At 43.6% G+C, this 25,953-nt stretch carries 17 protein-coding genes and 2 pseudogenes; 13 read left to right on the top strand and 6 right to left on the bottom strand.

Annotated features, from left to right (window positions below; genetic code table 11):
• Positions 1 to 521 precede the first annotated feature (521 nt).
• The 3 genes from ISX59_RS06230 to ISX59_RS06220 all read left to right on the top strand — a co-directional run bounded on the left by ISX59_RS06230 (position 522) and on the right by ISX59_RS06220 (position 7,268).
• On the top strand, positions 522 to 3,713 hold the full coding sequence (locus ISX59_RS06230) for a TonB-dependent receptor (protein ID WP_032531741.1): 3,192 nt from the start codon (positions 522 to 524) through the stop codon (positions 3,711 to 3,713).
• 21 nt (positions 3,714 to 3,734) lie between these two features.
• Entirely contained in the window at positions 3,735 to 5,699 is a 1,965-nt protein-coding gene (locus ISX59_RS06225; RefSeq protein WP_005810692.1) for a RagB/SusD family nutrient uptake outer membrane protein, read from the top strand.
• A 108-nt stretch (positions 5,700 to 5,807) separates the two neighbouring features.
• On the top strand, positions 5,808 to 7,268 hold the full coding sequence (locus ISX59_RS06220) for an arylsulfatase (protein ID WP_220575744.1): 1,461 nt from the start codon (positions 5,808 to 5,810) through the stop codon (positions 7,266 to 7,268).
• A gap of 118 nt (positions 7,269 to 7,386) precedes the next feature.
• On the opposite strand, the gene ISX59_RS06215 is transcribed toward ISX59_RS06220, so the two are convergent.
• Complete coding sequence (locus ISX59_RS06215; protein ID WP_005778814.1) at positions 7,387 to 8,013, bottom strand: porin family protein; 627 nt, start codon at positions 8,011 to 8,013, stop codon at positions 7,387 to 7,389.
• A 17-nt stretch (positions 8,014 to 8,030) separates the two neighbouring features.
• Positions 8,031 to 8,663 (bottom strand): DUF4136 domain-containing protein, encoded by a 633-nt coding sequence (locus ISX59_RS06210; protein ID WP_005778812.1) that lies wholly within the window; start codon positions 8,661 to 8,663, stop codon positions 8,031 to 8,033.
• Positions 8,664 to 8,839: 176 nt separating this feature from the next.
• Here ISX59_RS06210 and ISX59_RS06205 point away from each other — a divergent pair, with 176 nt between their 5' ends.
• Positions 8,840 to 10,138 (top strand): S28 family serine protease, encoded by a 1,299-nt coding sequence (locus ISX59_RS06205; RefSeq protein ID WP_032540431.1) that lies wholly within the window; start codon positions 8,840 to 8,842, stop codon positions 10,136 to 10,138.
• A gap of 148 nt (positions 10,139 to 10,286) precedes the next feature.
• Here the strand turns inward: ISX59_RS06205 and ISX59_RS06200 are convergent, their stop codons facing one another.
• The 4 genes and pseudogenes from ISX59_RS06200 to ISX59_RS06190 form a co-directional block, all read right to left on the bottom strand.
• Complete coding sequence (locus ISX59_RS06200) at positions 10,287 to 10,637, bottom strand: MarR family winged helix-turn-helix transcriptional regulator (RefSeq protein WP_032540291.1); 351 nt, start codon at positions 10,635 to 10,637, stop codon at positions 10,287 to 10,289.
• 9 nt (positions 10,638 to 10,646) lie between these two features.
• Positions 10,647 to 11,375 (bottom strand): annotated as a pseudogene (locus ISX59_RS21375) (DsrE/DsrF/DrsH-like family protein); the annotation flags it as partial.
• 80 nt (positions 11,376 to 11,455) lie between these two features.
• Positions 11,456 to 13,127, bottom strand: a pseudogene (locus tag ISX59_RS06195) (FAD-dependent oxidoreductase); the annotation flags it as partial.
• Positions 13,128 to 13,332: 205 nt separating this feature from the next.
• Positions 13,333 to 14,742, bottom strand: a complete 1,410-nt coding sequence (locus tag ISX59_RS06190) for an aspartate kinase (RefSeq protein ID WP_032540289.1) — start codon at positions 14,740 to 14,742, stop codon at positions 13,333 to 13,335.
• Between the two features lie 858 nt (positions 14,743 to 15,600).
• Between ISX59_RS06190 and ISX59_RS06185 the strand changes: the two genes are divergently transcribed.
• The 9 genes from ISX59_RS06185 (at position 15,601) to ISX59_RS06145 (ending at position 25,929) form a co-directional block, all read left to right on the top strand.
• The gene (locus ISX59_RS06185; RefSeq protein WP_005810686.1) at positions 15,601 to 16,950 is read left to right on the top strand and encodes a sigma-54 dependent transcriptional regulator; all 1,350 of its coding nucleotides are present in this window, start codon (positions 15,601 to 15,603) and stop codon (positions 16,948 to 16,950) included.
• Between the two features lie 347 nt (positions 16,951 to 17,297).
• The gene (gene kdpF / locus ISX59_RS21370) at positions 17,298 to 17,378 is read left to right on the top strand and encodes a K(+)-transporting ATPase subunit F (RefSeq protein ID WP_080546244.1); all 81 of its coding nucleotides are present in this window, start codon (positions 17,298 to 17,300) and stop codon (positions 17,376 to 17,378) included.
• A 14-nt stretch (positions 17,379 to 17,392) separates the two neighbouring features.
• The gene (gene kdpA, locus ISX59_RS06175; RefSeq protein WP_005810685.1) at positions 17,393 to 19,099 is read left to right on the top strand and encodes a potassium-transporting ATPase subunit KdpA; all 1,707 of its coding nucleotides are present in this window, start codon (positions 17,393 to 17,395) and stop codon (positions 19,097 to 19,099) included.
• 21 nt (positions 19,100 to 19,120) lie between these two features.
• Complete coding sequence (kdpB, locus tag ISX59_RS06170; protein ID WP_032531738.1) at positions 19,121 to 21,169, top strand: potassium-transporting ATPase subunit KdpB; 2,049 nt, start codon at positions 19,121 to 19,123, stop codon at positions 21,167 to 21,169.
• Positions 21,170 to 21,180: 11 nt separating this feature from the next.
• Complete coding sequence (locus ISX59_RS06165) at positions 21,181 to 21,762, top strand: K(+)-transporting ATPase subunit C (RefSeq protein ID WP_005778797.1); 582 nt, start codon at positions 21,181 to 21,183, stop codon at positions 21,760 to 21,762.
• A 2-nt stretch (positions 21,763 to 21,764) separates the two neighbouring features.
• Entirely contained in the window at positions 21,765 to 22,514 is a 750-nt protein-coding gene (locus ISX59_RS06160) for a hypothetical protein (protein WP_032531773.1), read from the top strand.
• 94 nt (positions 22,515 to 22,608) lie between these two features.
• Positions 22,609 to 23,736 (top strand): sensor protein KdpD, encoded by a 1,128-nt coding sequence (locus ISX59_RS06155; protein ID WP_005778793.1) that lies wholly within the window; start codon positions 22,609 to 22,611, stop codon positions 23,734 to 23,736.
• Between the two features lie 26 nt (positions 23,737 to 23,762).
• Positions 23,763 to 25,202, top strand: a complete 1,440-nt coding sequence (locus ISX59_RS06150) for an ATP-binding protein (RefSeq protein WP_005810680.1) — start codon at positions 23,763 to 23,765, stop codon at positions 25,200 to 25,202.
• A 163-nt stretch (positions 25,203 to 25,365) separates the two neighbouring features.
• A complete protein-coding gene (locus ISX59_RS06145) occupies positions 25,366 to 25,929 on the top strand; it encodes an RNA polymerase sigma-70 factor (RefSeq protein ID WP_022011483.1) in 564 nt (187 codons plus the stop codon).
• Positions 25,930 to 25,953: the final 24 nt, after the last annotated feature.

Raw genomic sequence — 25,953 nt, 5'->3', positions numbered from 1 at the left:
TGCTTTGATATTTTTATTTAGTACTATAACTCCACCGTGATAGCTTCTGACAAATGTGAATAGCATTCTTTTAATGTAAATAATTTAGCCTGAGATGGGTGTGGGATAGAGAAAAGTATTAAAATCAATAGTAAAAAGAGCATTCTCTTCTAAGTTCTATCAGAACTTTCCGAAAGGAGTTAGGGGAAATTGGGGAACATTTTCTCATAAGTATTAATATTTAATTGGTTTTGAGATAGCAATATAGGATCTGTTTGGAATCGGTTAAATATATGTTTGTTTACTATCCTAATCCTATTTTTCTACCTGTATTAGATTTAACTTTCGCAGACAAAGTTAACTCTATTTTTTATAAATACAATAAACAATACTAAAAAATAATATAAAAGAAGTCCCCTGTTGGAGTGAATGTTTCCCCAATATGAATCAAAAAGTAATATAAAATGAAAATGGATGATTACATATTGTTTTAAGTTCTGATAGGACTTGGCATTTCTGCCGGCCTACTCTCTCCGAACCATGTGTTCGCTACGTCTTTAGAGACTTATGAGAACCAGTCTGTTGCTGCCATTCAGCAAGCAAGGAAGATTACCGGTACTGTAACCGATGCTGCCGGTGAACCGGTCATTGGTGCTACTGTCCTGGAAAAGGGTAATGCTTCCAATGGTACAATTACCGATATTAATGGTAAATTCTCTCTTTCTGTTTCGGGCAATGCCGTAATCAGTATTTCGTATATAGGATACATAACGCAAAATATTAAGATAACCAATCAGAGCTCACTCAAAGTGATATTGATGGATGATACCCAAGCACTGGAAGAAGTGGTAGTGGTAGGCTATGGCTCTCAGAAGAAAGCGAATCTGACCGGTGCCGTATCTTCAGTCAAAATGGATGAGGTATTAGGTGACCGTCCTATCTTGAATGCATCCGATGCTCTTCAGGGAGCTGTCCCGGGATTGTTTGTTTCTAACGGAGGTAATGCTCCCGGAACAAGTAAATCTTTCCAGATTCGTGGTGCCTATTCTGTCGGCGTCAAGAACTCGGACGGTTCATATGGTAATACCATTAAGCCACTGGTACTGATCGATAATGTGGAAGGTGATCTTGACATGGTCAATCCGGAAGATATCGAGTCAATCAGTGTATTGAAAGATGCTGCTTCTGCGGCAATCTATGGTGCACGTGCTGCCGGTGGTGTAATTGTTGTCACAACCAAACGTCCCAAAGGTGCCGCTAAATTCTCATTGAATTACAATAATAACTTTGCTTTCGGAACAGCTGTCAACCTGCCTAAGCAAGCTCCGTTGATGGATTATCTGCAAGCTTATCTGGATTGCGGATATTCGGATGCCTATTGGTCGCTCGGTTCGCCAAGTGTCAGTAAATGGATGGAGTATCTCAGTGAATACCAGAAAAATCCGTCTGCTTTCAATACGGTAGGTGATGGTATCTATATGGATGAATCCGGTGTACCTTATTATCTGAATGAGAAAGACCTCTATAAAAACTTTATGGAGACCAGCTTCCAGATGACCCATAATATTTCGGCCTCCGGAGGTACGGACAAGCTCCGTTATCGTATTTCGGGAGGATATACTTCAAACGATGGTGTGTTGATATCCGATCGTGATAAGTTTGAGCGTATGAACATCAACACCTTTATTTCGGCCGATGTGACTAATTGGTTTACTCAGGAAGTGACAATGAGCTATGCTCACAGTTTGCAAACTTCACCCGGTGGAATGGGTGGTGTGTATAACACCCGTTTGATTTCATACTATCCCGAAGGAGATTTGCCGGCATCGGTTAATACTTTGGCAAACGAAGACCTTCCTTTGTTTACCCCGCGGAATCAGATTTTACTGTCGAACCCGGTAAACAACAATAATGATAATCCACGTATCTTCTTGAAATCTATTCTGAAACCGCTTAAAGGGCTGGAAGCAGTATTTGAGTATACGTTCGATAAAAACATTTATGATTATCATTGGTATACAGGGCAGTATGATTATACCACTATCCAGGGAGGAAGCTCTAAATCTTTTGTAGACGATTATCTGAGAAAATACAAACAGCATACGAATTATAATGCTATCAACGTGTATGCTACGTATAGTAAGAACTTTGGCAGTCATAATTTTAAAGTAATGGCCGGATTCAATCAGGAATCGAGCTATCAAGAGACTTTGGACGCCTACTCATACAATCAAGCTGTGATTGATGTGCCGGCAATGGGCTCCGGAACCGGAACCATCAAGACTACTGACTCATATAGTGAGTATGCTGTACGTGGTGGCTTTTTCAGGGTTAACTATAATTATCAGGACAAATATTTGCTGGAAGTAAACGGGCGCTATGATGGTTCTTCCAAATTCCCGAAGAGTTCCCGTTTTGGCTTCTTCCCTTCAGTGTCAGCCGGCTGGCAGATAGCACAGGAGAAGTTTATGGAGTCTACACGTAACTGGTTGGATGGGTTGAAAGTCCGTGCATCATATGGTGTTATTGGTAACCAGAATGTGAATCCATATACATTCACTCCGACCATGAGTGTCAGCAATAAGTCTACCTCCTGGATTATCGATAATACGTATGTTACCTCTATCAGCTCGTTGCCTGCATTGGTAAGCCAGAATTTTACCTGGGAAAAAGTAGGTACGGTCAATGTCGGACTGGACGTGAATCTATTCAATAATCGCCTGAATGGTGTATTTGAATGGTATCAGCGTAATACTAACGGTATGCTTGCTCCGGGCGTACAGTTGCCTGCTGTTGTAGGTGCCAGTGCTCCTTACCAAAATACGGCCGATATGCGTACCCGAGGTTGGGAACTGAGCCTGAACTGGCGCGACCAGATCGGTAAAGTAGGATATCGTCTTGGTTTTAACCTCTCTGATTATAAGTCGAAAATTACCAAATACGATGACAATGCGGCCACTAAACTGTTAAGCAGTTTCTATCCCGGACAGGTGATGGGTGAAATATGGGGTTATGTAGCAGACGGCTATTATACAGTAGATGATTTTGAAGATACTTCGTCCTGGAAACTGAAGGAAGGCATAACTTCGATTAATGGTTATAACGTCCGTCCGGGTGATGTGAAATTCAAAAATCTTCGTGATGATGAAAGTTCTACTAATGTTATTACAAGCGGTGACAACACATTCGATAATCCGGGTGACCGCAAAGTGATTGGTAATACGACTCCGCGTTATCAGTATGGTATTAATCTGGGAGCCAACTATGCCGGTTTTGACCTGAATGTTATCTTGCAGGGAACCGGAAAACGTGATTACTGGATCTCGAATGTTCTGACTTTCCCGATGAACGGTGATAACTTTATTCCTCTATTCGATGGGCTGGGTGACTATTGGAAGCCGAAAGACCCGGATAACGGTGACTGGACAGCAGTTAATCCGAATGCTAAGTATCCCCGTCTGTATGGTAACCGTGGTAATTCAGGATCAAATCTTCGTCAAAGCGACAAATATTTGTCCGATGCTTCTTACCTCCGTATCAAGAACATTACTCTGTCCTATAACTTGCCCAAAAAGTGGCTGTCTCAGATCTTCCTGTCACAAATGAAAGCGTTTGTCAGTGTTGAAAACGTAGCTACTTTCACCTCTTTGCCTTCGGGTATCGACCCGGAAAGAATAGAATGGAACTATCCGGCATTCCGCACGGTTTCATTCGGTATAAATGTCACATTATAAACTCTAATCTGATACACGAATATGAAAAAGATATTATTGTTTTTAACCCTTTTCGCGGGGATGATGCTGTCGGGATGCAACGATAGTTTCCTGGAGAAATATCCTGTAACCAGCCTGACGGAAGAAAATGCCTTCAAATCTTATGACAATTTTAAGGCCTTTATGTGGCCATGTTATGAAATGTTTTCTAATACGAACATTGCTACTTCTACCACTGCAATCGGGCGTAATTCTCATTACTTGGGTGATGTGTATGCCGGATATCTGAATCAGCGCGGAGCCAGCAGCCAGAATAAATATGCGTTCCAAACGGTGACTAATGCTACATCAGGTAATGGATGGAATTTTTCCACCTTTATCCGCCGTATTAACCTGATGCTTTCACATGTGGATGCTTCTGATATGACGGAAGCTGAAAAGAATCACTGGAAAGCCGTCGGATATTTCTTTCATTCATTCTGGTATATGGAGCTTATCGATCGTTTCGGTGATGTACCCTGGATTGATAAACCACTGGATGAAACCTCAGAAGAGGCTTATGGTACCCGTATGCCACGCTTTGAAGTAGCCGATAAAGTGCTGGAGCGTTTACAATGGGCTGAAGAGAATATCGGTGATGCATCGGTTTACGAGAAAAAAGACGGTTCGAATACCATCAATCGTGACTGTGTGCGTGCAGCTCTTTCACGTTTCACGCTGCGTGAAGCTACCTGGCGTAAATATCATGAACTGGGAAGTTATGATAAGTACTTCACTGAGTGTATCCGTGTATCCAAACTGTTGATGGCAGACTATCCGACATTATATTATGGAACTGACGGACAACCGGCAGCCGGATATGGTGAGATGTGGACCACAGAGGATCTGAGTAAGGTACAAGGCGTTATTCTGTATCAGCAGTGGCTGGAAACAATAAAACCGGGACACTCGTGCTATTATGAACATACTTCTTCGCACGACATAGAAATGCATCAGGGAACAGTGGACCTGTATTTGTGTAAAGATGGAAAAACTATTTCTCACTCAGATTTGTATAAGGGAGACAAAGATATTTATTCTACTTTCCGCAACCGTGACCCGCGTATGTATCATACCATCATGCCTCCTTATAAAGTGAAAGACGGTAAGGGAGATTATGCTACATGGTCTTATACCAGTGATCCCGCCGACCGTGAATATATCGACATCATGGGAGCGAATGAGTCGTGTAGCAATCCGGGTATCGGTATGAAACGTTTACCGGGACAGAACTGGAGTGCTTCATTGGTACGCCGCGTTCCGAATTTGCAGGGAGGCGCACAATATACGATTGAAGGAAAGAAATACGGACCACATGCTTATGTTGCTTGCCGTTCGGGATATTATGTATGGAAAAACTGGGATAACTGGGAAGAAAATTATAACAATGCCCAAGTGAACACTGCCGATAAACCTGTCTTTAAAATTGAAGAGGTTTTGCTGAACTATGCTGAGGCTATGTTTGAGACCAACCAGTTCACACAGACAATTGCTGACGAGACAATCAATAAATTGCGTAAACGTGCCGGCGTGGCCGATATGGTAGTGGCGCAGATTGATGCTAATTTTGATCCGAATCGTGGAAAATATTATCCGAAGGGAAATGATAATGGAATTCTCGTTGATCCGGTATTGTGGGAGATCCGTCGTGAACGTATTATTGAACTGATGGGAGAAGGATTCGGTTTCTACGATGTACGTCGTTGGAGAATGGCTCCTTGGTTTGTGAATATGCAGCAGAAAGGTATGTGGATTTCGAAGAGCGAACTCAGCTCACTGACACTGCTTAACGAAATGACCGGAACATCGGATGGGGCAAATGGATCTATGACCGAAGGTTATATCTATCTGTTCAACGATCCGTTGAAAGAAGGAAAAGGCTGGCTTGAAAAATATTATCTCTATCAAGTCCCGTTGGAAGAAATAGCGCTTAATCCTAATCTGACTCAAAACCCGGGCTGGGAATAGAAAGATCTTTATCCGTTCTTTTAAATTAAACAATGAGAGAAGAAGAGTGGCGAAACTGGATTTAGTAGCGCCCTCTTCCTTCTGTTTTGAAAACTTTAAATACATATCATGAATCAGAAATTATTACTCGGAAGTGCATTGCTCGTAGGGATGGTTTCTACACAACAAACGTTGGCACAGAAAAAGAAAGCACAGGGGCAAACCCGCCCTAACGTTGTTTTTATACTGGCTGATGACCTGGGGTACGGAGATTTGGGTTGCTATGGGCAAGAGAAGTTCGAAACTCCTAATATCGACCGATTGGCACAGAATGGCATGCGTTTCACCCAATGTTACTCGGGAACAACGGTTAGTGCTCCCTCGCGTTCGTGCCTGATAACCGGAACCCATAGCGGGCACACAGCTATTCGCGGGAACAAAGAGCTTGCTCCGGAAGGACAATTCCCATTACCGGAAAACTCACAGACCATCTTTAATGATTTTCGTAATGCAGGTTATCGTACAGGTGCCTTTGGCAAATGGGGGCTTGGCTACATCGGTTCGGCGGGTGATCCTAACAAACAGGGAATCGATCAATTTTACGGATATAACTGCCAGTTGCTCGCCCATAGTTATTATCCCGACCATTTGTGGGATAATGATAAACGTGTCGATTTGCCGGATAACAATTTAAACGTGCAATACGGAAAGGGAACTTATTCGCAGGATCTGATTCATTCTAAAGCATTGGCTTTCCTGGATGAAGCTGCTAAGGATAAAGATAAACCGTTCTTTATGTGGTATCCTACTATTATCCCGCATGCCGAACTGATAGTACCGGAAGATAGTATTATCAAGAAGTTCAGGGGGAAATATCCGGAGAAACCCTATCGTGGAGCAGAGCCCGGCAGTCCCGGTTTTCGTAAAGGGGGATATTGTACCCAGTTCTATCCGCATGCTACTTTTGCTGCAATGGTTTACCGGTTGGATGTATACGTAGGGCAGATTGTACAGAAACTTAAAGATATGGGAGTATACGATAATACCATTATTATTTTCTCAAGTGATAATGGTCCTCACATGGAGGGCGGTGCCGATCCGGATTTCTTTAACAGTAATGGTATCTGGCGCGGATACAAGCGTGATGTATATGAAGGTGGTATTCGTGTACCTATGATTATATCGTGGCCTGGACGTGTACAGCCAAATACGGAAACCGATTTCATGTGTTCATTCTGGGATTTGATGCCTACTTTCAGGGAAGTATTGGATCCGAAAGTGGATACTCGGAATATGGATGGTGTCAGCATACTTCCTTTGTTGCAAAACAGCAAAGGGCAGAAAGAGCACGAATATCTTTATTTTGAATTTCTTGAGATGAACGGACGCCAGGCTGTCCGCAAAGGCGATTGGAAACTCGTTCATATGAATATACGTGGAAACAAACCCTACTACGAATTGTATAATTTAGCTTCGGATCCGTCAGAGAAACATAACGTGCTGAACCTGTTCCCCAAGAAAGCGGATGAGCTGAAGACAATTATGAAAGAAGCTCATACAGAAGATCCTAATTGGCCTTTATTTCGATAAATAGTGATTGATAAAGTTGTCAAAATGAAAGGCAAGCATGTATTGCTTTAAAAGGAAGGGGCTGTTATGTGATATAACAGCCCCTTTATGTATATATAGTCAGGTACCTCTGCTCTTTTTAGAAAGCAAGACCTACCCTGAATCCGAAGTTGTTCAGTTTGTCTACATTGTAAGTCAACACGTTGGCTTTGTTGGTAGCATAGCTGTAATAAACAGCGATGTGCAGACCCGGGCCATATGCCCAAGGGTAAACGTTCAGACCGAGTTCCGGTGATACGTAAAATCCCCAAGTATTGTCGCGGGTTTCGAACATATTGTAGTTAGAACGTACTTTCGCATAGTTAGCACCCAGTTTGACACCAAAGTAAGGCTGCCATGCTCCCCCACGATTCAACTGATAGCGTGCGGCAGCACCAAAAGGTAACTGGAAGATGGTATGCTGCTGGTCAGTATTCACGGTTCCTTCGCCCACAGGGAAAGTTGCGCGTGGGAAGTATTCGTGATTGCTGCTATAGTTCATAAAGAGACCCAGTCCGAGGTTAGGGGTTACAAAATAACCGCCTTCGAAGTTCATACCCCATCCACTGGCTTTATCGGCAAAGTGATTTTTCAATGGCACGTTGAACTGCCAGTCCACGTTAGCGTATCCATTATCTGATAACTGTGCCTTGGCCGGCATGGCAAAGGCCAGAGCAAGGGCCGCTATGGCCAGTACTCTAAGAGAAATATATTTCATTGTTTTCATAACGGTTCTTAATTAAATTATTTGTTAGTGAGATAAGGTGACTGTGCAAACGACTGATTGATTGCGCGAACAACCAGAGTCTGGTTCACTTTGCCGGAATAGCTTGCAGGACCGCTCAGGAAGCTGCTCCACAGAACCGGAAGTTTCTGATTATCACCTTCGGGAGCCTTCAGGTTCATGATTTCAGTCAGGAATGAGTTGGTTGTAATGCTATAGTTCACAACATACGGATAGTACCAACCGCCCCAGTTACCCCAGTAAGGTGCATCCCAATAGCCGGGATAGTTCCACCACCATTCGGGTTGTCCGTAGTCGGTAAAGTAATAAGTACTCTGAACGTAACTAATCTGCACACCCAGATCGGCAGCATCTTTATTGTCAGTATAAGCAAAACCTTTGCTGTTCAGGTTGTCTTTGTATGCATTGATAATGGCTGCTGCTGCTTCACCTTTCCAGTATTCCGGATCTTTTTTATCTCCTATTACGAGAACGCTGTCAGGGATGTAGTACGTGCTGAACTGTTTAAAGTCAGCTTTCTTGTCGTAGTTGGTATAAACCAAATAGTCATTGTCCAATTTGTCCATGTCAGGGTCTTTTTCGCAAGCTGCGAATGCAAAGACCGCCAATAAGATGGGAATTAATCTCTTCATATCTTTATAATGTTTAGGTTATTAAAAAAATCTTGCCCTGGTACCTTAAGGCGTTTGCAGAAAATAACAAGACTCTTGTTAAAAGGTTCGCAAAGAATAATGTTAAAATGCAGTATGATTACTTGGAGCCTTTGGTGAAAGATCTATCTTTGTACAAAATTAAAACCGAAATAAATATGAAGAACCTACGCATCTGCCAGACATTTTCTCTTTGGCTCGTTTTGCTTGCTACATCTTTGTCTCTATCCGCCCAAACAACTTTATTGGATAAGTTGGGTAAGATTACCGAAATCACCAAGACCCAGCCCTTGGAATCTACAGAGTTTGTTGAGAAATATGTGGCTTATTTCACCCAGCCGTTAGATCATCATCATCCAGAGAAGGGCTCTTTCAGTCAGCGTGTTATTGTTTCCCATGTCGGATTCGATCGTCCTACTGTGATGGTTACCGAAGGTTATGGCGCTTCTTATGCTTTGGGAATCAATTACCGGGAAGAGCTATCAAAACTATTTAATACCAATATGATATTTGTGGAGTATCGCTATTTCCTCGAATCGACTCCTACTCCTAAAGATTGGCAATATCTGACAGCCGAGAACTCTGCTGAAGATTTACATGCCGTGCGCGAGGCTTTCCGCTCCATCTATCCCGGTAAGTGGATTGCTACCGGCATCAGTAAGGGAGGACAGACAGCGATGCTTTATCGGACTTTCTTTCCCGAAGATGTGGATATCTCTGTTCCGTATGTGGCTCCACTCTGCTATGGAGCCGAAGACGGGCGTCACGAACCATTTTTAAAGATGGTATCTACTCCTGAGGCTCGTGAGAAAATTGAAAATTTTCAGTTGGAAGTGTTGAAGCGTAAACCTACTTTGCTACCTCGTTTTGAGAAGTATTGTGCCGGAAAGAAATATAAATTCCGCGTTCCTGTAGAAGAGATTTATGATTATTCAGTACTCGAATATTCGTTCTCTATCTGGCAATGGGGGACTCCGGTCGATCAGATTCCTGCAATTACGGCCTCGGATGACGAACTCTTTAAACATTTGCTTGCAATTAGCGAACCGTCTTATTTTGAGGAAGAGGGTGCCAATACTTCCTTCTTTGTCCAAGCTGCCCGCGAGTTGGGGTATTATGGGTATGATATCCGTCCATTCAAAAAATATCTTACCATTAAAACCAGTAAAGATTACTTAAAGCGTTTGATGCTTCCTGAAGAACTCGGCAATATGAAGTTTGATAAGACTTTGAGCCAGAAAATAATTCATTTCCTAAAGAAAAATGATCCGAGGATGATCTTTATCTATGGGCAGAATGATCCATGGACGGCAGCAGGTGTCACTTGGCTGAAAGGAAAAAAGAATATTCATGTCTTTGTGCAACCAAACGGAAGCCATTTGGCCCGTATCGGCACTTTACCTCAAAAAGAGAAAGAGGAGGCTATCGAGTTGATAAAAGAATGGTTGGAAGAGTGATTCCATTCTTACCCTTCTGTAAATGAATAGAAAAGTTACAGGGGCGTTTTCACCACAGATTACACAAGTTTATACAGATGAAAAACAACTGGATTATTGCCCATACAGATAATCAGTGTAATCTGTGGTGATCTCTGATGTTACAAACTTACATCAGCGGTTTCAATATCTCCGGCACCTCTACTTTGTCCAGGTCCAGTTCGTCTAAACGCTTCTTTCCCGCTTCTGTTAGGTTGAAATACATTTGACGTTTGTCTACTTCACCCAATGCACGTCGGATGAGTCCTTTATCTTCTACCGCACGGATGACTTTCGAGGTATGCGACGGAGCCATTTCCGTTCGTTCGGATATGGCGGTCGATGTAATCTCTTTTCCGGCTTCGCGCAACGCACATAGCACCATTGCTTCGTTAAGCGATATCGCATACATCTCCTCAAATGCTGTTTCGAATACGGAGAGAGCTTTGTAGATATCGCGCATTTTACATATTGTATTCATACTTCTTTATTAAATAAACAAATTGATGTTAGCATTATCGGCACGCTCCATGTAAGTGGCCACTCCACCTACCGTAACTTCGTCGAGCAGTTCTTCACGTTTCACTCCCATGACATCCATCGACATCTGGCAGGCTATGAATTCCACACCGTTTTCTAATGCCTGTTGCCGCAGGGATTCCAGTGAGTCGATGCCCTTGCGGTGCATGATGTATCGCATCATCTTTCCGCCCATGCCTCCCATATTCATTTTCGACAGCTTCAGTTTCAGTGAACTCGATGGTAACATCATTCCGAACATCTTGCCGAAAGCGTCTTTCTCTACCTTGTGTTTATGAAGTTTCTTAATCACATTCAGTCCCCAGAAGGTAAAGAAGATAGTCACTTTCTGTCCGGTCGCAGCCGCACCGTTGGCCAGGATGAAAGTAGCAAGCGCCTTATCCAGATCGTCGCTGAACATAATCAATGTTTTTCCTTTGCTGTCACACGTTGTAGTGAGACTACAGGCTTTGGGCTCTCCTTTTTCAATAATTACTACCGACTTCCCGTCTGCACTCTCTTTTGAGATGAAATTATTTCCGGTCGAGTTGCACCATGCTGCGGCATCTCGTGAGAATCCCGGGTCTGTAGCTACAATTTCCACTCGTTCTCCCGGGGCGAGTGTATCCATTGTTTTCTTCATTTTCAAGATTGGGCCCGGACATTGTAATCCGCAGGCATCCACTCGGATGATTTTAGACATTGCAACGGGTGCAGCCTGCATCTTTTCAGCAGAGGCAGGCTGCTTTACCTGACTTTCTTGAGTAATAGACATGTTTTTCGTTGCTTCATCTTCGTGCAGGACGATAGGAGCAGTAGCTGCACGGTATGTTTTCAGTCCGCCGGAAAGATTATACACATCTTTGAAACCATGCTGAATCAGGATACGGTAAGCGAGATACCCTCTCAACCCTACGGCACAGAAAGTATAAACGGGTTTCTCAGAAGGTATCTCGTCCATACGGTCGCGTATTTCATCCAACGGGATATTGACCGCTCCCGGCAGCGAACCCAGTGCGAATTCATCCGGTGTACGCACGTCCAGCAAGAATACGTTTTTCAGTTCGATGTCTCTCAGGTCACGCCAGTATATGGGTTTCACTTTGCCAAGGATGATGTTTTCGGCTACATAACCGGCAATAGCCACAGGATCTTTTGCCGAAGAGAAAGGAGGGGCATATGCCTGTTCCACTTTCATCAGGTCATAGATCGTTCCCCCGTGCTTGATGACGAGTGAGAGTTCGTCGATTCGCTTGTCCACACCATCGTATCCCACAATTTGCCCGCCATACAACTTGCCTGTTTGAGGATCGAAAGTTATCTTGATACTCATCGGCATAGCGTTCGGATAGTATCCTGCATGTGAAGCCGGATGTGTTGTTGAAGAAGCGTATGAGATGCCCGCTTGTCTCAGCCGCTTGCCGGGAAGGCCGGTAGAGGCTACCGTCATGTCAAATACTTTTGCGATGGATGTACCGATGGCTCCTTCATAAGAGATTTTCGCTCCCAGCAGATTGTCGGCAACGATACGTCCCTGGCGATTAGCCGGTCCGGCAAGATAGTTCAGCCAGGGTTTGCCCGTAATGGGATGGCGGAATTCAATGGCATCACCGATGGCATAAATTGATTCATCGGAAGTCTGCAAATTGTCGTTCACTGCGATGCCACCCGCTTCGCCGATTGTAAGCCCGGCAGCCCGTGCCAGTGTAGTTTCCGGACGTACACCGATGGAGAGGAGCACAATATCCGCCGGAATAGACTGTCCGTTTTTGAAGATCACTTTCACCTCTTTGCCTGCTTGTTCGAACGAAGCCACAGCCTGTTCCAGATATAAGTTTACACCTTTCTCCATCAAATGTTGATGAACCAGTGCCGCCATTGAAAAGTCAATAGGTGCCATCACCTGGTTGCCCATCTCGACAATAGATACTTGTGCTCCTAATGCATGCAGGTTTTCTGCCATTTCCAGTCCGATGAATCCGGCTCCGATCACGACAGCCCGGCGGGGAGGCCGACTGTTGACGTATGCTTTAATGCGGTCGGTGTCTGCTACATTCCGCAAAGTAAAGATACCGCTTGAGTCAATGCCCGGTAATGGTGGGCGTACAGGAGATGCACCGGTGGATATTAACAGTTTGTCATAACTCTCCTCGTAAGTGTCTTCACTCTTAAGGCGGACGGTCACTGTCTTTTTTTTCCGATCTATAAAAATAACTTCATTTTCGGTACGTACATCCACTCTGAAACGTACTCCGAAAGCCTCAGGAGTCTGCACGAATAACTTCTCGCGGTCTTCAATAACGTCACCTATATAATAGGGTAGTCCGCAGTTGGCATAAGATATATATTTTCCTTTTTCCAGTAAGATGATTTCTGCTGTTTCATCCGAACGTCTGATGCGAGCCGCAGTAGTAGCTCCTCCCGCTACGCCTCCAATAATAATGATCTTCATTTGAATATGTTTTCGTTTTAAAATAGTTTCCTTTGGAAATAAACGTTTATAGGCTTCAAAAGGTTCATGGGATGTACAGGAAATTATCCGGCATCCGCTCTCTTATCTTACTGAGATATGGTTGATTTGAAAGACGGCTCTTTTATCCCGTTATTATCTGTGGACAGACATGAGGATATTCGTATTCTCAATATCCCTATATTAGTCAACTTTTCTTTAGAAGAAAAGATGGTTTGTCCGTGTTGTTCCACTTACTGCGGTTTAATGTCGGGGCACATGTATGAGAGACCATTGTAGCTGAAGGCTTAAACAGGGTATCGTTCAGTAGTTGCAATGCTTCTTTCTTATTTTCTGCTTTGATAACAAGAGAAACGTCGTTATTATTACTACCATAAGAAATCATCCGAATCGGGATGGCTGTCAGAGCGTTTAGGATTCGGGTCTCCAATCCGGTATATTGCCATTGTATGTTTCCAATGACCGACAGGATGCACATACGGTCCTTTACTACCGTAGTTGCGTATCGCGAAAGCTCATGCAGGATATTTGGTAGATGTTCTTTATCGTTGATGGCGACGGATACATCCGAGCCGGACGAAGTAAAAAGGCACAGGGGAGTGTGGTATTTTGCAAAAACATCGAATATCTTGCTAATGAACAAGTAGGGACGCAATGTCCGGTTCGACTGGAATCTGATGTAACAAATACCGTCTCTGGCAGTAATGGTTTTTATACTTTCTCCGCTCTGTATGTGTGAAATCAGAGTACCCTTTTCCGTGGGATCCATTGAACAGAACAGGCGTATCGGTATATTGTTTTCTCTTGCCGGGAAAATGCAGCAGGGATCGAATCCCGTTCCTCCGCAATGGGCGAATCGTTCGGCTTCGTCGAAACTGAGTTGTGTAACCATAGCCGGATGTTTCACGAAATGCGGATCACAACTGTGTATGCCATTACCACCTATCCATAGCCGTATTTCTTCGGCCCGTAGGGCAGCTCCGATTAATGTGGCAGAAGCATCGTCTCCATCCGGCTTGAGAAAACAGGTTTCGCCATAAGCATTCCGGCAGAGGTGTCCTTGGGTAAGAAACACGTTGATGTGTTTGTTGGCTTCCATGGATGTGTGCAGTTTTTTACTGATGTATTCCAAGTCAGGTTCTCTTTCCGGAGTCAGTCGCATAAAGTCAAGACTGTTAAGCAATAGATTATTGATTCCCCGTTCTTTCAGATAAAGGCCTGACAGCATGCTGCTTATGAATTCTCCTTGCGACAATATGTCTTTTTCATCGACCGATGTAAAACGTTGCCGGGTAAAGTTCCATAGGGTACGGAAGCGGTCGATGATGGAGTCAACAGCTTGTTGTTTGATCGACTCGTCGTTGAATAGTTCGTTAGCGAAATCAATGAATCTGAATTCCAGTTTGCTTATTTCGTCATGCGCCCGTTCTGTATCTCTGCTGAAAAGATGTGCTGCTATTTTCGTTAGATGCTCCGTAGTTTCTGTAGGGGCAGATAGAACGATTATTTTGGGTGTACTGTCGTTGACCAGTTGGAGCATTTCCTGCATTCCCCGGATTGAACCAGTGGGAATATTACCGAATTTGTAGATCTTCATTTTTTTGTTTTTGAGTTATACGATATATTTTCTTTGTTCGTTACCCCTTTCCATTTTAGGTTGTTTTTATCAAAATGGGAGGGAATATAAGTACCTGTTCCGGCTGTATCTTGCCCGTTGAAAGCGCTGCTGTAGTATTTGTAAGGCAGATTAGACGAATTTTCAGGGACTATGTCATGAATGAAAGTTCAAAGTATATGCCATTGAAGGCACGGCTCTTTCATTTAATAACCGCCTTCCTCCCTTGTCCCCCCCCCCACACAAAACCTTCCATTCGCACACAGCGATGCGGAAGCAGCGCTTCGTTGTTTCTTTTTTAAGAAAGAATCCGGCCGGCTATTACCGGAGAAGTGTAGTAGATTAACCATTGTCATACAACTCTTTATCCCGGCCCGCATACCCGGGCTGATGAGCCCGCATGCCCGGGCCGATGAGCCCGCATGCCCGGGCTGAGATAAAGATCCGACCATTTGCACTAAAGAGAGTAAGTGAAATGAAATGCTTTTAGAGAGATTAACGGATAAGAAATTGGACATATCCATTTGTTTTCCAAACCTTTACTGCTGAAATATCCCCTAAAACAGCGGGTGGAAGATGGAAGATAGGGGTGGAAGATAAATGGCATAAAAACCGCATCTTCCACCAATCTATACATCTCACAATCAACTATATGCACTCTAAAAGGTGGAAGATGGAAGATCGAAACGCGTTTTTTGTATGAGAGGAAGACGGTTGTTAAATGAAAGAGCCGTGCATTGAAGGTTGTTTTTTTCCACAGTCCGATCATTTGCATTGTAGTAGAAAACCATTATATTTGCACACCCTGTTTTTTACCGTTCACATTTTAACTTATCAGACATGAGTAAAATTCTAATTATAGATGACGAAGTTCAGATTCGTGGTCTGCTGGCCCGTATGATGGAACTTGAAGGTTATGAAGTGTGCCAGGCCGGCGATTGCAAGGCAGCGCTCAGACAATTGGAACTTCAAATGCCCGACGTGGCTTTGTGTGACGTATTTCTTCCGGATGGAAACGGGGTAGACCTGGTGACGGAAATAAAGAAAAAAGCACCCGGAGTAGAAATCATCCTGCTGACGGCTCATGGTAACATACCCGACGGTGTGCAGGCCATTAAGAACGGAGCTTTCGATTACATTACAAAAGGAGATGATAATAATAAGATCATTCCTCTCATTAGTCGTGCTGTAGAGAAAGTGCGAATGAATATCCGTTTGGATAAGCTTGAGAAAAAAGTCGGACTGATGTATTCGTTTGACACTATACTTGGCGAATCGAAGGCACTGAAAGAAGCGGTGTCACTGGCACGTAAAGTATCAGTGACTGATGTCCCTGTGTTGCTGACAGGTGAAACAGGGACCGGAAAGGAGGTCTTTGCCCAGTCGATACATTATAACAGCAAGCGGTCGCAGCAGAATTTTGTAGCGGTCAATTGCTCTTCATTCAGTAAAGAGTTGCTGGAGAGTGAAATGTTTGGGCATAAGGCGGGTTCGTTTACCGGTGCGTTGAAAGATAAGAAGGGGCTTTTTGAGGAAGCCAATAATGGAACAATCTTTTTGGATGAGATTGGTGAGATGGCTTTTGAATTGCAGGCCAAACTATTGCGCATCCTCGAAACCGGTGAATATATCAAGATAGGAGATACGAAGCCTACCCGCATCAATGTACGCATCATTGCTGCTACGAATCGGGATTTACCTGCTGAGATAGCAGCCGGACGCTTCCGTGAGGACTTGTTCTATCGCCTTTCTGTATTTCAGGTACATCTTCCGCCTCTGCGTGAACGTACGGGGGATATTAAGATTCTGGCTGAATCGTTTGTCCGTTCTTTCTCGGAGAAGCTTTCACATCCGGTGGGTACTATTACGCCTGCTTATCTTGAGGCTTTATGTCAACAACCGTGGAAAGGCAATATCCGCGAATTGCGTAATGCCATCGAACGAAGTCTGATTGTCTGTGAGGGTGATTGTCTGGATGTAGACGACCTTCCGCTTGAAATACAGAACAGCCATTATGAGAAATCTGATGAAGGAATGCCGGGCAGCTTTGAACTTTCAGCCATGGAACGCAGGCATATTGCCAGGGTATTGGAGCATACCAAAGGGAATAAGACTGAAGCGGCACGTTTGCTGAAAATCGGATTAACTACCTTATATCGGAAAATAGAAGAATATAAACTTGGCAGTTGAGCGGACAGGAATATACTTGCTTGTCCGGGTTTATGCTTTTCTCCCTTTCAAAATAAAACATACCTTTTCAAAATGATAGGGTATCCTTGCACTGACGAGGATACCCTATTTGTTTTATCTGTCTGTATGTTAGTTGATTATGCTAACTCTCTTCATTTTTGGCACACATTTGGCATTAATTGTTTCAGGTAAAATAGAAATATAAACATTCTAATTAAAAGGTAAAGAACATGGGAATAACAGTTTCATTTATTTTCTGCCTGTTGAGCGGCATCGTCTGCTTCTGGCTGTTTTGGAAATGTGTCGATTGGTTTGAAACAATTTAAAGAGAGAGGAGAATTAAGTTTATGTACACAACACTATTTGTAATAAGTATTACACTTTTCGGCTATTTGGCGTATGTGCTCATTCGGCCTGAGAAGTTTTAATTGGAAGTAAAGCAATGAATACAGAAATTTTAGGAGTGGCGGTGCAAATCGTCCTAATGGTGGTCTTAGCTTATCCGTTGGGACGTTACATAGCCCGGGTTTATAAGGGAGAGAAGACTTGGTCGGACTTTATGGCTCCTGTAGAGCGAGTGATTTATAAGATATGCGGTATAAATCCGCAAGAGGAGATGAATTGGAAACAGTTTCTCAAAGCCTTGTTGATTTTGAATGCCTTCTGGTTTGTATGGGGAATGGTACTGCTGGTATCACAAGGTTGGCTGCCACTCAATCCCGATGGTAACGGACCTCAGACACCCGATCAAGCATTCAATACCTGCATCAGTTTCATGGTAAACTGCAATTTGCAACATTATAGTGGTGAGAGCGGATTGACTTATTTTACCCAGCTGTTCGTTATTATGCTGTTCCAATTTATCACTGCTGCTACAGGGATGGCCGCTATGGCCGGTATCATGAAAAGTATGGCTGCCAAATCCACCAGAACAATAGGTAACTTCTGGCATTTCCTGGTAATAAGCTGTACACGTATTTTATTACCTCTTTCGTTGATTGTCGGTTTCGTCCTGATTTTGCAGGGAACACCGATGGGATTTGATGGTAAGATGAAGGTGACTACCCTGGAGGGACAGGAGCAGATGGTATCGCAAGGACCTGCGGCTGCAATTATCCCTATTAAACAACTGGGAACCAATGGTGGCGGTTACTTCGGGGTTAATTCTTCACATCCGCTGGAGAACCCTACTTATCTGACTAATATGGTTGAATGCTGGTCAATCTTGATCATTCCGATGGCAATGGCGTTGGCTTTGGGCTTCTATACCAATCGCAGAAAGTTAGGATATAGCATCTTTGGAGTGATGCTGTTTGCTTATCTGGCCGGAGTTTTCATTAATGTTCAGCAGGAAATGGGAGGTAATCCACGTATCGATGAGATGGGAGTTGCTCAGGATTATGGTGCGATGGAAGGCAAGGAGGTAAGGCTTGGGGCCGGAGCCACAGCATTGTGGAGTGTTACTACAACGGTTACCTCTAACGGATCAGTCAATGGCATGCACGATTCGACTATGCCGCTCAGTGGAATGGTCGAAATGCTGAATATGCAGATTAACACTTGGTTTGGTGGTGTCGGTGTCGGATGGATGAATTATTATACTTTCATTATTATGGCCGTGTTTATCAGTGGCTTGATGGTGGGACGTACACCTGAGTTTCTGGGAAAGAAGGTAGAAGCCCGGGAGATGAAGATTGCAACTCTCGTTGCTTTGCTCCATCCGTTTGTTATCCTTGTGTTTACTGCCATTTCAAGTTACGTTTATACACATCATCCCGATTTTGTAGAGAGTGAAGGAGGCTGGTTGAATAACCTCGGTTTCCACGGGCTCAGCGAACAACTCTATGAATATACCTCTTCGGCAGCCAACAATGGTTCCGGTTTTGAGGGGTTGGGTGATAATACTTACTTTTGGAACTGGACATGTGGGATTGTGCTTATCCTGAGCCGTTTTATTCCAATTATCGGTCAGGTAGCCATTGCGGGACTTTTGGCACAGAAAAAGTTTATTCCCGAAAGTGCCGGTACATTGAAAACGGATACTGCGACTTTTGCCATGATGACTTTTGCTGTTATCTTTATCGTTGCAGCCTTGTCTTTCTTCCCTGTGCATGCATTAAGTACGATTGCCGAACATTTAAGTTTATAAGAATAGCAGGATAATATAGTTATGAAAAATAAAATGTCAGCTTCTATGTTTCAAAAGGAGCAAGTAATGGAAAGTATCAAGCAATCGTTTGTGAAGTTAAATCCGCGAATGATGGTAAAGAATCCGATCATGTTTACAGTAGAGATAGTTACCTTTATTATGTTGGTGGTGACGGTGTTCTCTCTGTTCACTCCGGAGTATGGTGCTTTCGGATATAATTTGTGTGTATTCCTGATTTTGTTTATCACTTTGTTGTTTGCCAATTTTGCCGAAGCGATAGCCGAAGCCCGTGGCAAAGCACAAGCGGATAGCCTGCGTAAGACACGTGAGGAAACTCCTGCCAGACTGGTGATGGGTGACAAGATTCAGACGGTGAGCAGTTCAATGCTGAAAAAGGGAGATATTTTTGTGTGTGAGGCAGGCGATACGATTCCTGCCGATGGAGAGATTATCGAAGGATTGGCTTCGATTGATGAAAGTGCCATTACCGGTGAATCTGCTCCTGTGATTCGTGAAGCAGGTGGAGATAAGAGTTCGGTGACCGGTGGAACTAAAGTGCTTTCGGATCACATCAAGGTATTGGTGACACAACAGCCCGGTGAAAGTTTTCTCGACAAAATGATTGCTTTGGTAGAAGGTGCCAGCCGACAAAAGACACCGAACGAGATAGCTTTGACCATTCTGTTGGCCGGTTTTACACTTGTGTTTGTCATCGTTTGCGTCACTCTGATTCCGTTTGCTGATTATACCAGTCTTGAGCATCCTGGAACGGCCATCTCGATCGCAGCTATTCTTTCTCTGTTTGTCTGTTTGATTCCGACTACTATCGGGGGACTGCTTTCTGCAATCGGTATTGCCGGTATGGATCGTGCACTGCGTGCCAATGTGATTACGAAATCGGGCAAGGCTGTTGAGACGGCAGGTGACATTGATACTCTGCTGTTAGATAAAACGGGTACCATTACGATTGGTAATCGTAGAGCGACAAAATTCCATTCGGCACCGGGAGTCGGTCCGCGTGAGTTTATTACGACCTGTCTGCTGGCTTCCCTCTCGGATGAAACGCCTGAAGGTAAGTCCATCGTAGAGTTAGGACGTGAATCGGGGGTACGCATGCGGAGTCTTAATACGACCGGTGCACGCATGATTCAGTTCACTGCCGAAACCAAATGTTCGGGGGTTGATTTGTCCGATGGTACACAAATCCGTAAAGGGGCTTTCGATGCAATCCGTAAAATAACGGAGGCTGCAGGAAATAAATTTCCGAAAGAAATAGAAGAAGTGATAGCTGAAATTTCGGGTAATGGCGGTACACCGCTGGTAGTGTGTGTCGACCAGAAGGTAACAGGGGTTATTGAGTTGCAGGATATCATCAAACCGGGAATTCAAGAGCGTTTTGAGCGCTTGAGAAAGATGGGAGTGAAAACGGTGATGGTGACCGGTGACAATCCCCTGACCGCTAAATATATTGCAGAGAAGGCAGGAGTAGATGATTTCATCGCCGAGGCGAAACCCGAAGATAAGATGGAATATATCCGTAAGGAACAACAGTCAGGTAAGTTGGTGGCTATGATGGGCGACGGAACGAATGATGCTCCTGCGCTGGCACAGGCTAATGTCGGTGTGGCAATGAACAGTGGTACCCAGGCGGCCAAGGAAGCCGGTAATATGGTCGACCTTGATAACGATCCGACGAAGTTGATAGAGATTGTGGAAATCGGAAAGCAACTGCTGATGACTCGCGGTACGTTAACAACTTTCTCTATTGCAAACGATGTGGCCAAATACTTTGCTATTGTGCCTGCCCTGTTTATGGTGGCTATTCCAGAACTCGGTGCACTTAATGTCATGAATCTGCACAGTCCGGAAAGTGCGATCCTTTCGGCTGTTATCTTCAATGCTATTATTATTCCGATCTTAATTCCATTGGCTTTGAAAGGAGTACAGTATAAACCGATCGGAGCATCGGCGCTACTTCGTCGTAACCTGCTGATTTATGGGTTAGGAGGGGTGATAGTTCCTTTTGTCGGAATCAAGTTAATCGATTTGGTAGTCAGTTTATTCTTCTAAATATTCAAACAATGAAAACATTATTAAAATCTATCAAGATAACGCTTGTGTTTTGTGTATTCTTCTCAGTGTTCTATATTCTCGTGTTATGGTTGTTTGCTCGGGTAGCCGGTCCCAATCAGGGTAATGCGGAGGTGGTGACATTGAACGGTAAAGTGGTCGGTGCCGCCAATGTCGGACAAAAATTTACGGAGGATATTTACTTTTGGGGACGCCCTTCATGTGCAGGTGACGGTTATGATGCAACCAGTTCATCTGGTAGTAATAAAGGGCCTACCAATCCGGAATATCTGGCAGAAGTGAAATCCCGTATCGACACTTTCCTGGTTCACCATCCATACTTGTCCCGTAAAGATGTGCCTGCCGAAATGGTGACGGCCAGTGGTTCGGGACTGGACCCCGATATCACTCCTCAGAGTGCTTATGTGCAGGTAAAAAGGGTCGCTCAAGCACGAGGAATGGATGTAGAGGAAGTCAGAAGGATTGTAGATAAGGCAGTGGAAAAACCATTGTTAGGGGTATTCGGAACCGAGAAAGTAAATGTATTAAAATTGAATATAGCTCTTGAAGAGACAAAAGTAAACAGGAAATGAATATGAGAAATATTATAAATAAAAACACGATTTTAACATCACTGGCACTTGTGGCTATGTGTTTTTGGGGAGGCATAAATGCAAATGCTCAACAGTTCAATGTTCAGGGCGATCTGGTAAGCTCTTACATTTGGCGTGGAATGTATCAGACAGGGGTCAGTATTCAGCCGACTCTGGGTTTCAGTGCCGGAGGCTTTTCGCTGACGGCATGGGGATCTACAGATTTTGACGGGACTTCCGCTTCGGCCGGAGCTGCTGCCAAAGAGATAGATTTGACTGCTGCCTATACTTTAGGTAATTCCGGATTGACTTTTTCAGTTGCAGATTTATGGTGGGCAGGACAGGGAGCGCGTAAATACTTTAATTTTAAAAGTCATGAAACCGCTCACCATTTTGAAGCAGGACTTACTTATGCCGTCCAGTCTGAAAAGTTTCCTTTATCTATAGCATGGTATACCATGTTTGCCGGACAAGATAAGAATGCGGAAGGCAAACAGAATTACTCGTCTTATGTCGAGTTTAATTATCCTTTCTGTGTAAAGATGGTAGATCTGAACGCAACTTGCGGTATTGTCCCTTATGCGGCTCCTCAGTACAATTGTGATGGATTTGCTGTGACCAATGTTGCTTTGAAAGGAACTACCCGGATCAGATTCAATGATACGTTTGCTTTGCCTATATTTGCACAGGTTGTTTGGAATCCTCGTATGGAAGATGCACATTTGGTGTTTGGTATCACTTTAAAACCGTGAAATCAGATATAACTTAAAAACTCATGAAGTTGTTAGCCGGCCCGTAGCAGTAGTGATACTGTTACGGGTTATGCAGTATAAAAAATGAATAAATATGGATAGAGAAGAGAGTGTACAGCATTTCCTCGATTTGATAAAGAGATCACGTCGTGGTAAGTTCAAGGTTTACATCGGTATGATTGCCGGTGTAGGCAAGTCTTACCGGATGCTTCAGGAAGCACACGATTTGATTGATAGTGGAGTAGATGTCCGGATAGGATATATTGAGACACACGGGCGTGCCGGGACGGAGGCCGTATTGGAAGGCTTGCCGGTTATTCCGCGTAGGAAACTGTTTTATAAAGGGAAAGAGCTTGAGGAGATGGACTTGGAGGCGATTATCCGTATTCATCCCGAAATTGTGATAGTGGACGAGCTGGCACATACTAATGTGGAAGGAAGTCTAAATGAGAAACGTTGGCAGGATGTGATGACATTGCTCGATGAAGGCATTAATGTGATTTCGGCAGTCAATATCCAGCACATTGAGAGTGTAAACGAAGAAGTGCAGGATATAGCAGGCATTGAAGTTCGGGAACGTATCCCCGATAGCGTACTTCAAGAGGCTGACGAGGTCGTGAATATTGACCTCACAGCCGAAGAACTGATTACCAGGCTTAAAGCGGGGAAGATATATAAAGCGGAGAAGATTCAGACCGCACTCAATAACTTTTTTAAGACTGAAAACATTTTGCAACTCCGTGAATTGGCCTTGAAAGAGGTCGCATTGCGAGTAGAGAAGAAAGTGGAAAATGAAGTTGTGATGAGCATTGGCCTTGGGGTTCGTCATGAAAAATTTATGGCTTGCATCAGTAGTCAGGAAAAGGCTCCCCGGCGTATTATACGGAAAGCAGCCCGTTTGGCTACCCGGTACAACACCTCGTTTGTAGCACTCTATGTACAGACTCCCAAAGAGAGCATGGAGCGTATCGATCTGGCCAGTCAGCGTCATTTGCTGAATCATTTCAAACTGGTGACAGAGTTGGGGGGAGAAGTGGTTCAGGTGCAGTCGAGAGATGTATTGCAGAGCATTGTACAGGTTTGCAAAGAAAAACAAATATCCACTGTTTGTATGGGATCCCCTTTCCTCCGATTGCCCGGCGCTGTGTGCGGAATATTGAAATATCGCAGATTTTTAAATAATCTGGCACAAGCGAACGTAGATTTGATTATACTTGCATAAAAAATGATTTAGTCTCATTATCGATTATGAATATAAAAACCAAATTACTTTTCGGCATTGGAATATTGGCCGGAATGATCATTTTACTGGTAACACTTTCAGTGGTTAATCTTCAGATTTTGACGGCTACGGAACCTGACAGTCCGGTTGCTATGCCTGCTCTGGAACGTGCTCTTTTATGGATTTCCATAACGGGTGGTATTTGTATCTTGACGGGGTTGGTTCTGCTTATTTGGCTACCCCGCTCCATTAATAGACCGGTAAAGGAACTGACTCGTGGAATTCTGGAAATAGCCAATCATAATTATGAAAAGAGATTGGATATGAAGGGGTATGAAGAATTCAGGGAGGTTTCCGATAGTTTTAATCGTATGGCAGAGAAACTGACAGAATATCGTGATAGTACGTTAGCTGATATTCTTTCTGCAAAAAAATTTCTTGAGGCTGTAGTCAATAGTATCCATGAACCGATTATCGGGCTGAATACCGAACGGGAAATTCTTTTTATTAATAATGAAGCACTGAATGTGCTCAATATGAAGCGTGAGAATGTGATTAGGCACTCGGCTGAGGAACTTTCTTTGAAGAATGATCTGCTGCGCAGACTGATACGTGAACTGGTGACTCCCGGCGAAAAGAATGAACCCTTGAAAATCTATGCGGATAATAAAGAAAGTTATTTCCAGGCTTCTTATATCCCGATTGAGAATGCAGAGGCAGAAAAAGGAGAAGCCCGTAATTTGGGAGACGTCATTTTGCTGAAAAATATCACAGAATTTAAGGAACTCGATTCGGCAAAAACAACCTTCATTTCCACTATTTCTCACGAACTGAAGACCCCCATTTCTGCCATTATGATGAGCCTTCAGCTATTGGAGGACAAGAGGGTAGGAGTTCTGAATGGAGAACAAGAACAGCTGTCAAAGAATATAAAGGATAACAGCCAACGTTTGCTTGATATTACCGGAGAATTACTGAATATGACTCAGGTGGAAGCCGGTAAACTTCAGATGATGCCGAAAATTACAAAACCTATCGAACTGATTGAATATGCCATTAAGGCCAATCAGGTACAGGCCGATAAATTCAATATACAGATAGAAGTGGAGTACCCTGAAGAGAAGATACCTAAGTTATTTGTGGATAGTGAAAAGATAGCTTGGGTGCTTACTAATCTTTTGAGCAATGCAATCCGCTATTCTAAAGAGAATGGACGGGTGGTGATTGGTGCACGGCGTGAAGAAGAGTATATCGAACTCTATGTCCAGGACTTTGGGAAGGGTATTGATCCGCGATATCACCAAAGTATTTTTGATCGTTATTTCCGTGTGCCGGGCACCAAGGTGCAGGGGAGTGGTTTAGGATTGTCTATCTCAAAAGACTTTGTAGAAGCACATGGAGGTACGTTGACCGTGCAGAGCGAATTGGGTAAGGGGAGCTGCTTCGTGATGAGACTGAAGGCTTGATGATGATTGTAAATGACAGAGGTGAACTTGTGGCTCTGTAGGGCATTTTCCGGAAAAAACAACTTATAACATCTTTATATTAAGCTTTTTTTGTTATTTTTGTCAGCGTATTGATATATAATCTGATACTTGTCTAAGTTAATCTTTTAAGCGAGGTATAATAATGCATTCTGAAATCGCAGATGAAAAATTGCTGGTCGTCCAATTCTCACAAGGAAACCATATAGCGTTTAAGACATTGTTTGTGCGTTATTATCCAAAGGTGCGCTCTTTTATTATGGGATTGGTTAAATCAGAGAGTGAAACGGAAGATTTGGCACAAGAGGTTTTTCTTAAGCTGTGGACCCATCGGGAACGATTTCGTGAAGTGGAAGTCTTTGGTACTTATCTGTATGTTTTGACTAAAAATACAACTTTCAATTATTTGCGTTCCAGGCAGAATCGTCAGGATGATCAAAGGGCTGATTCAGTGGAAGAGTCTACGGATACTACACCTTACGAAGAGTTAGTTGCCAAAGATTTGCAATTATTGATTGATATGGTGGTAGAGAACATGCCTCCTCAACGGCAAACGATTTTCCGGTTAAACCGGGAGGCTGGGCTTACCAATGCAGAAATAGCGGAAAAGTTGCAGATAAGTAAAAAAACAGTTGAGAACCATCTTAACCTGGCATTGAAAGAACTGAAAAATGCTTTGTTACTCTTTATTTTTCTCTATTTATGTTAATACGGTTAGGGATAAACTCGGATT

The organism is Bacteroides sp. FSHCM14E1, assembly GCF_019633785.1.
In the GTDB taxonomy this organism is placed as follows: domain Bacteria; phylum Bacteroidota; class Bacteroidia; order Bacteroidales; family Bacteroidaceae; genus Bacteroides; species Bacteroides hominis.
Note: the sequence above shows the minus strand (reverse complement) of the source record. Positions and strands in the feature narration are given on the sequence as shown.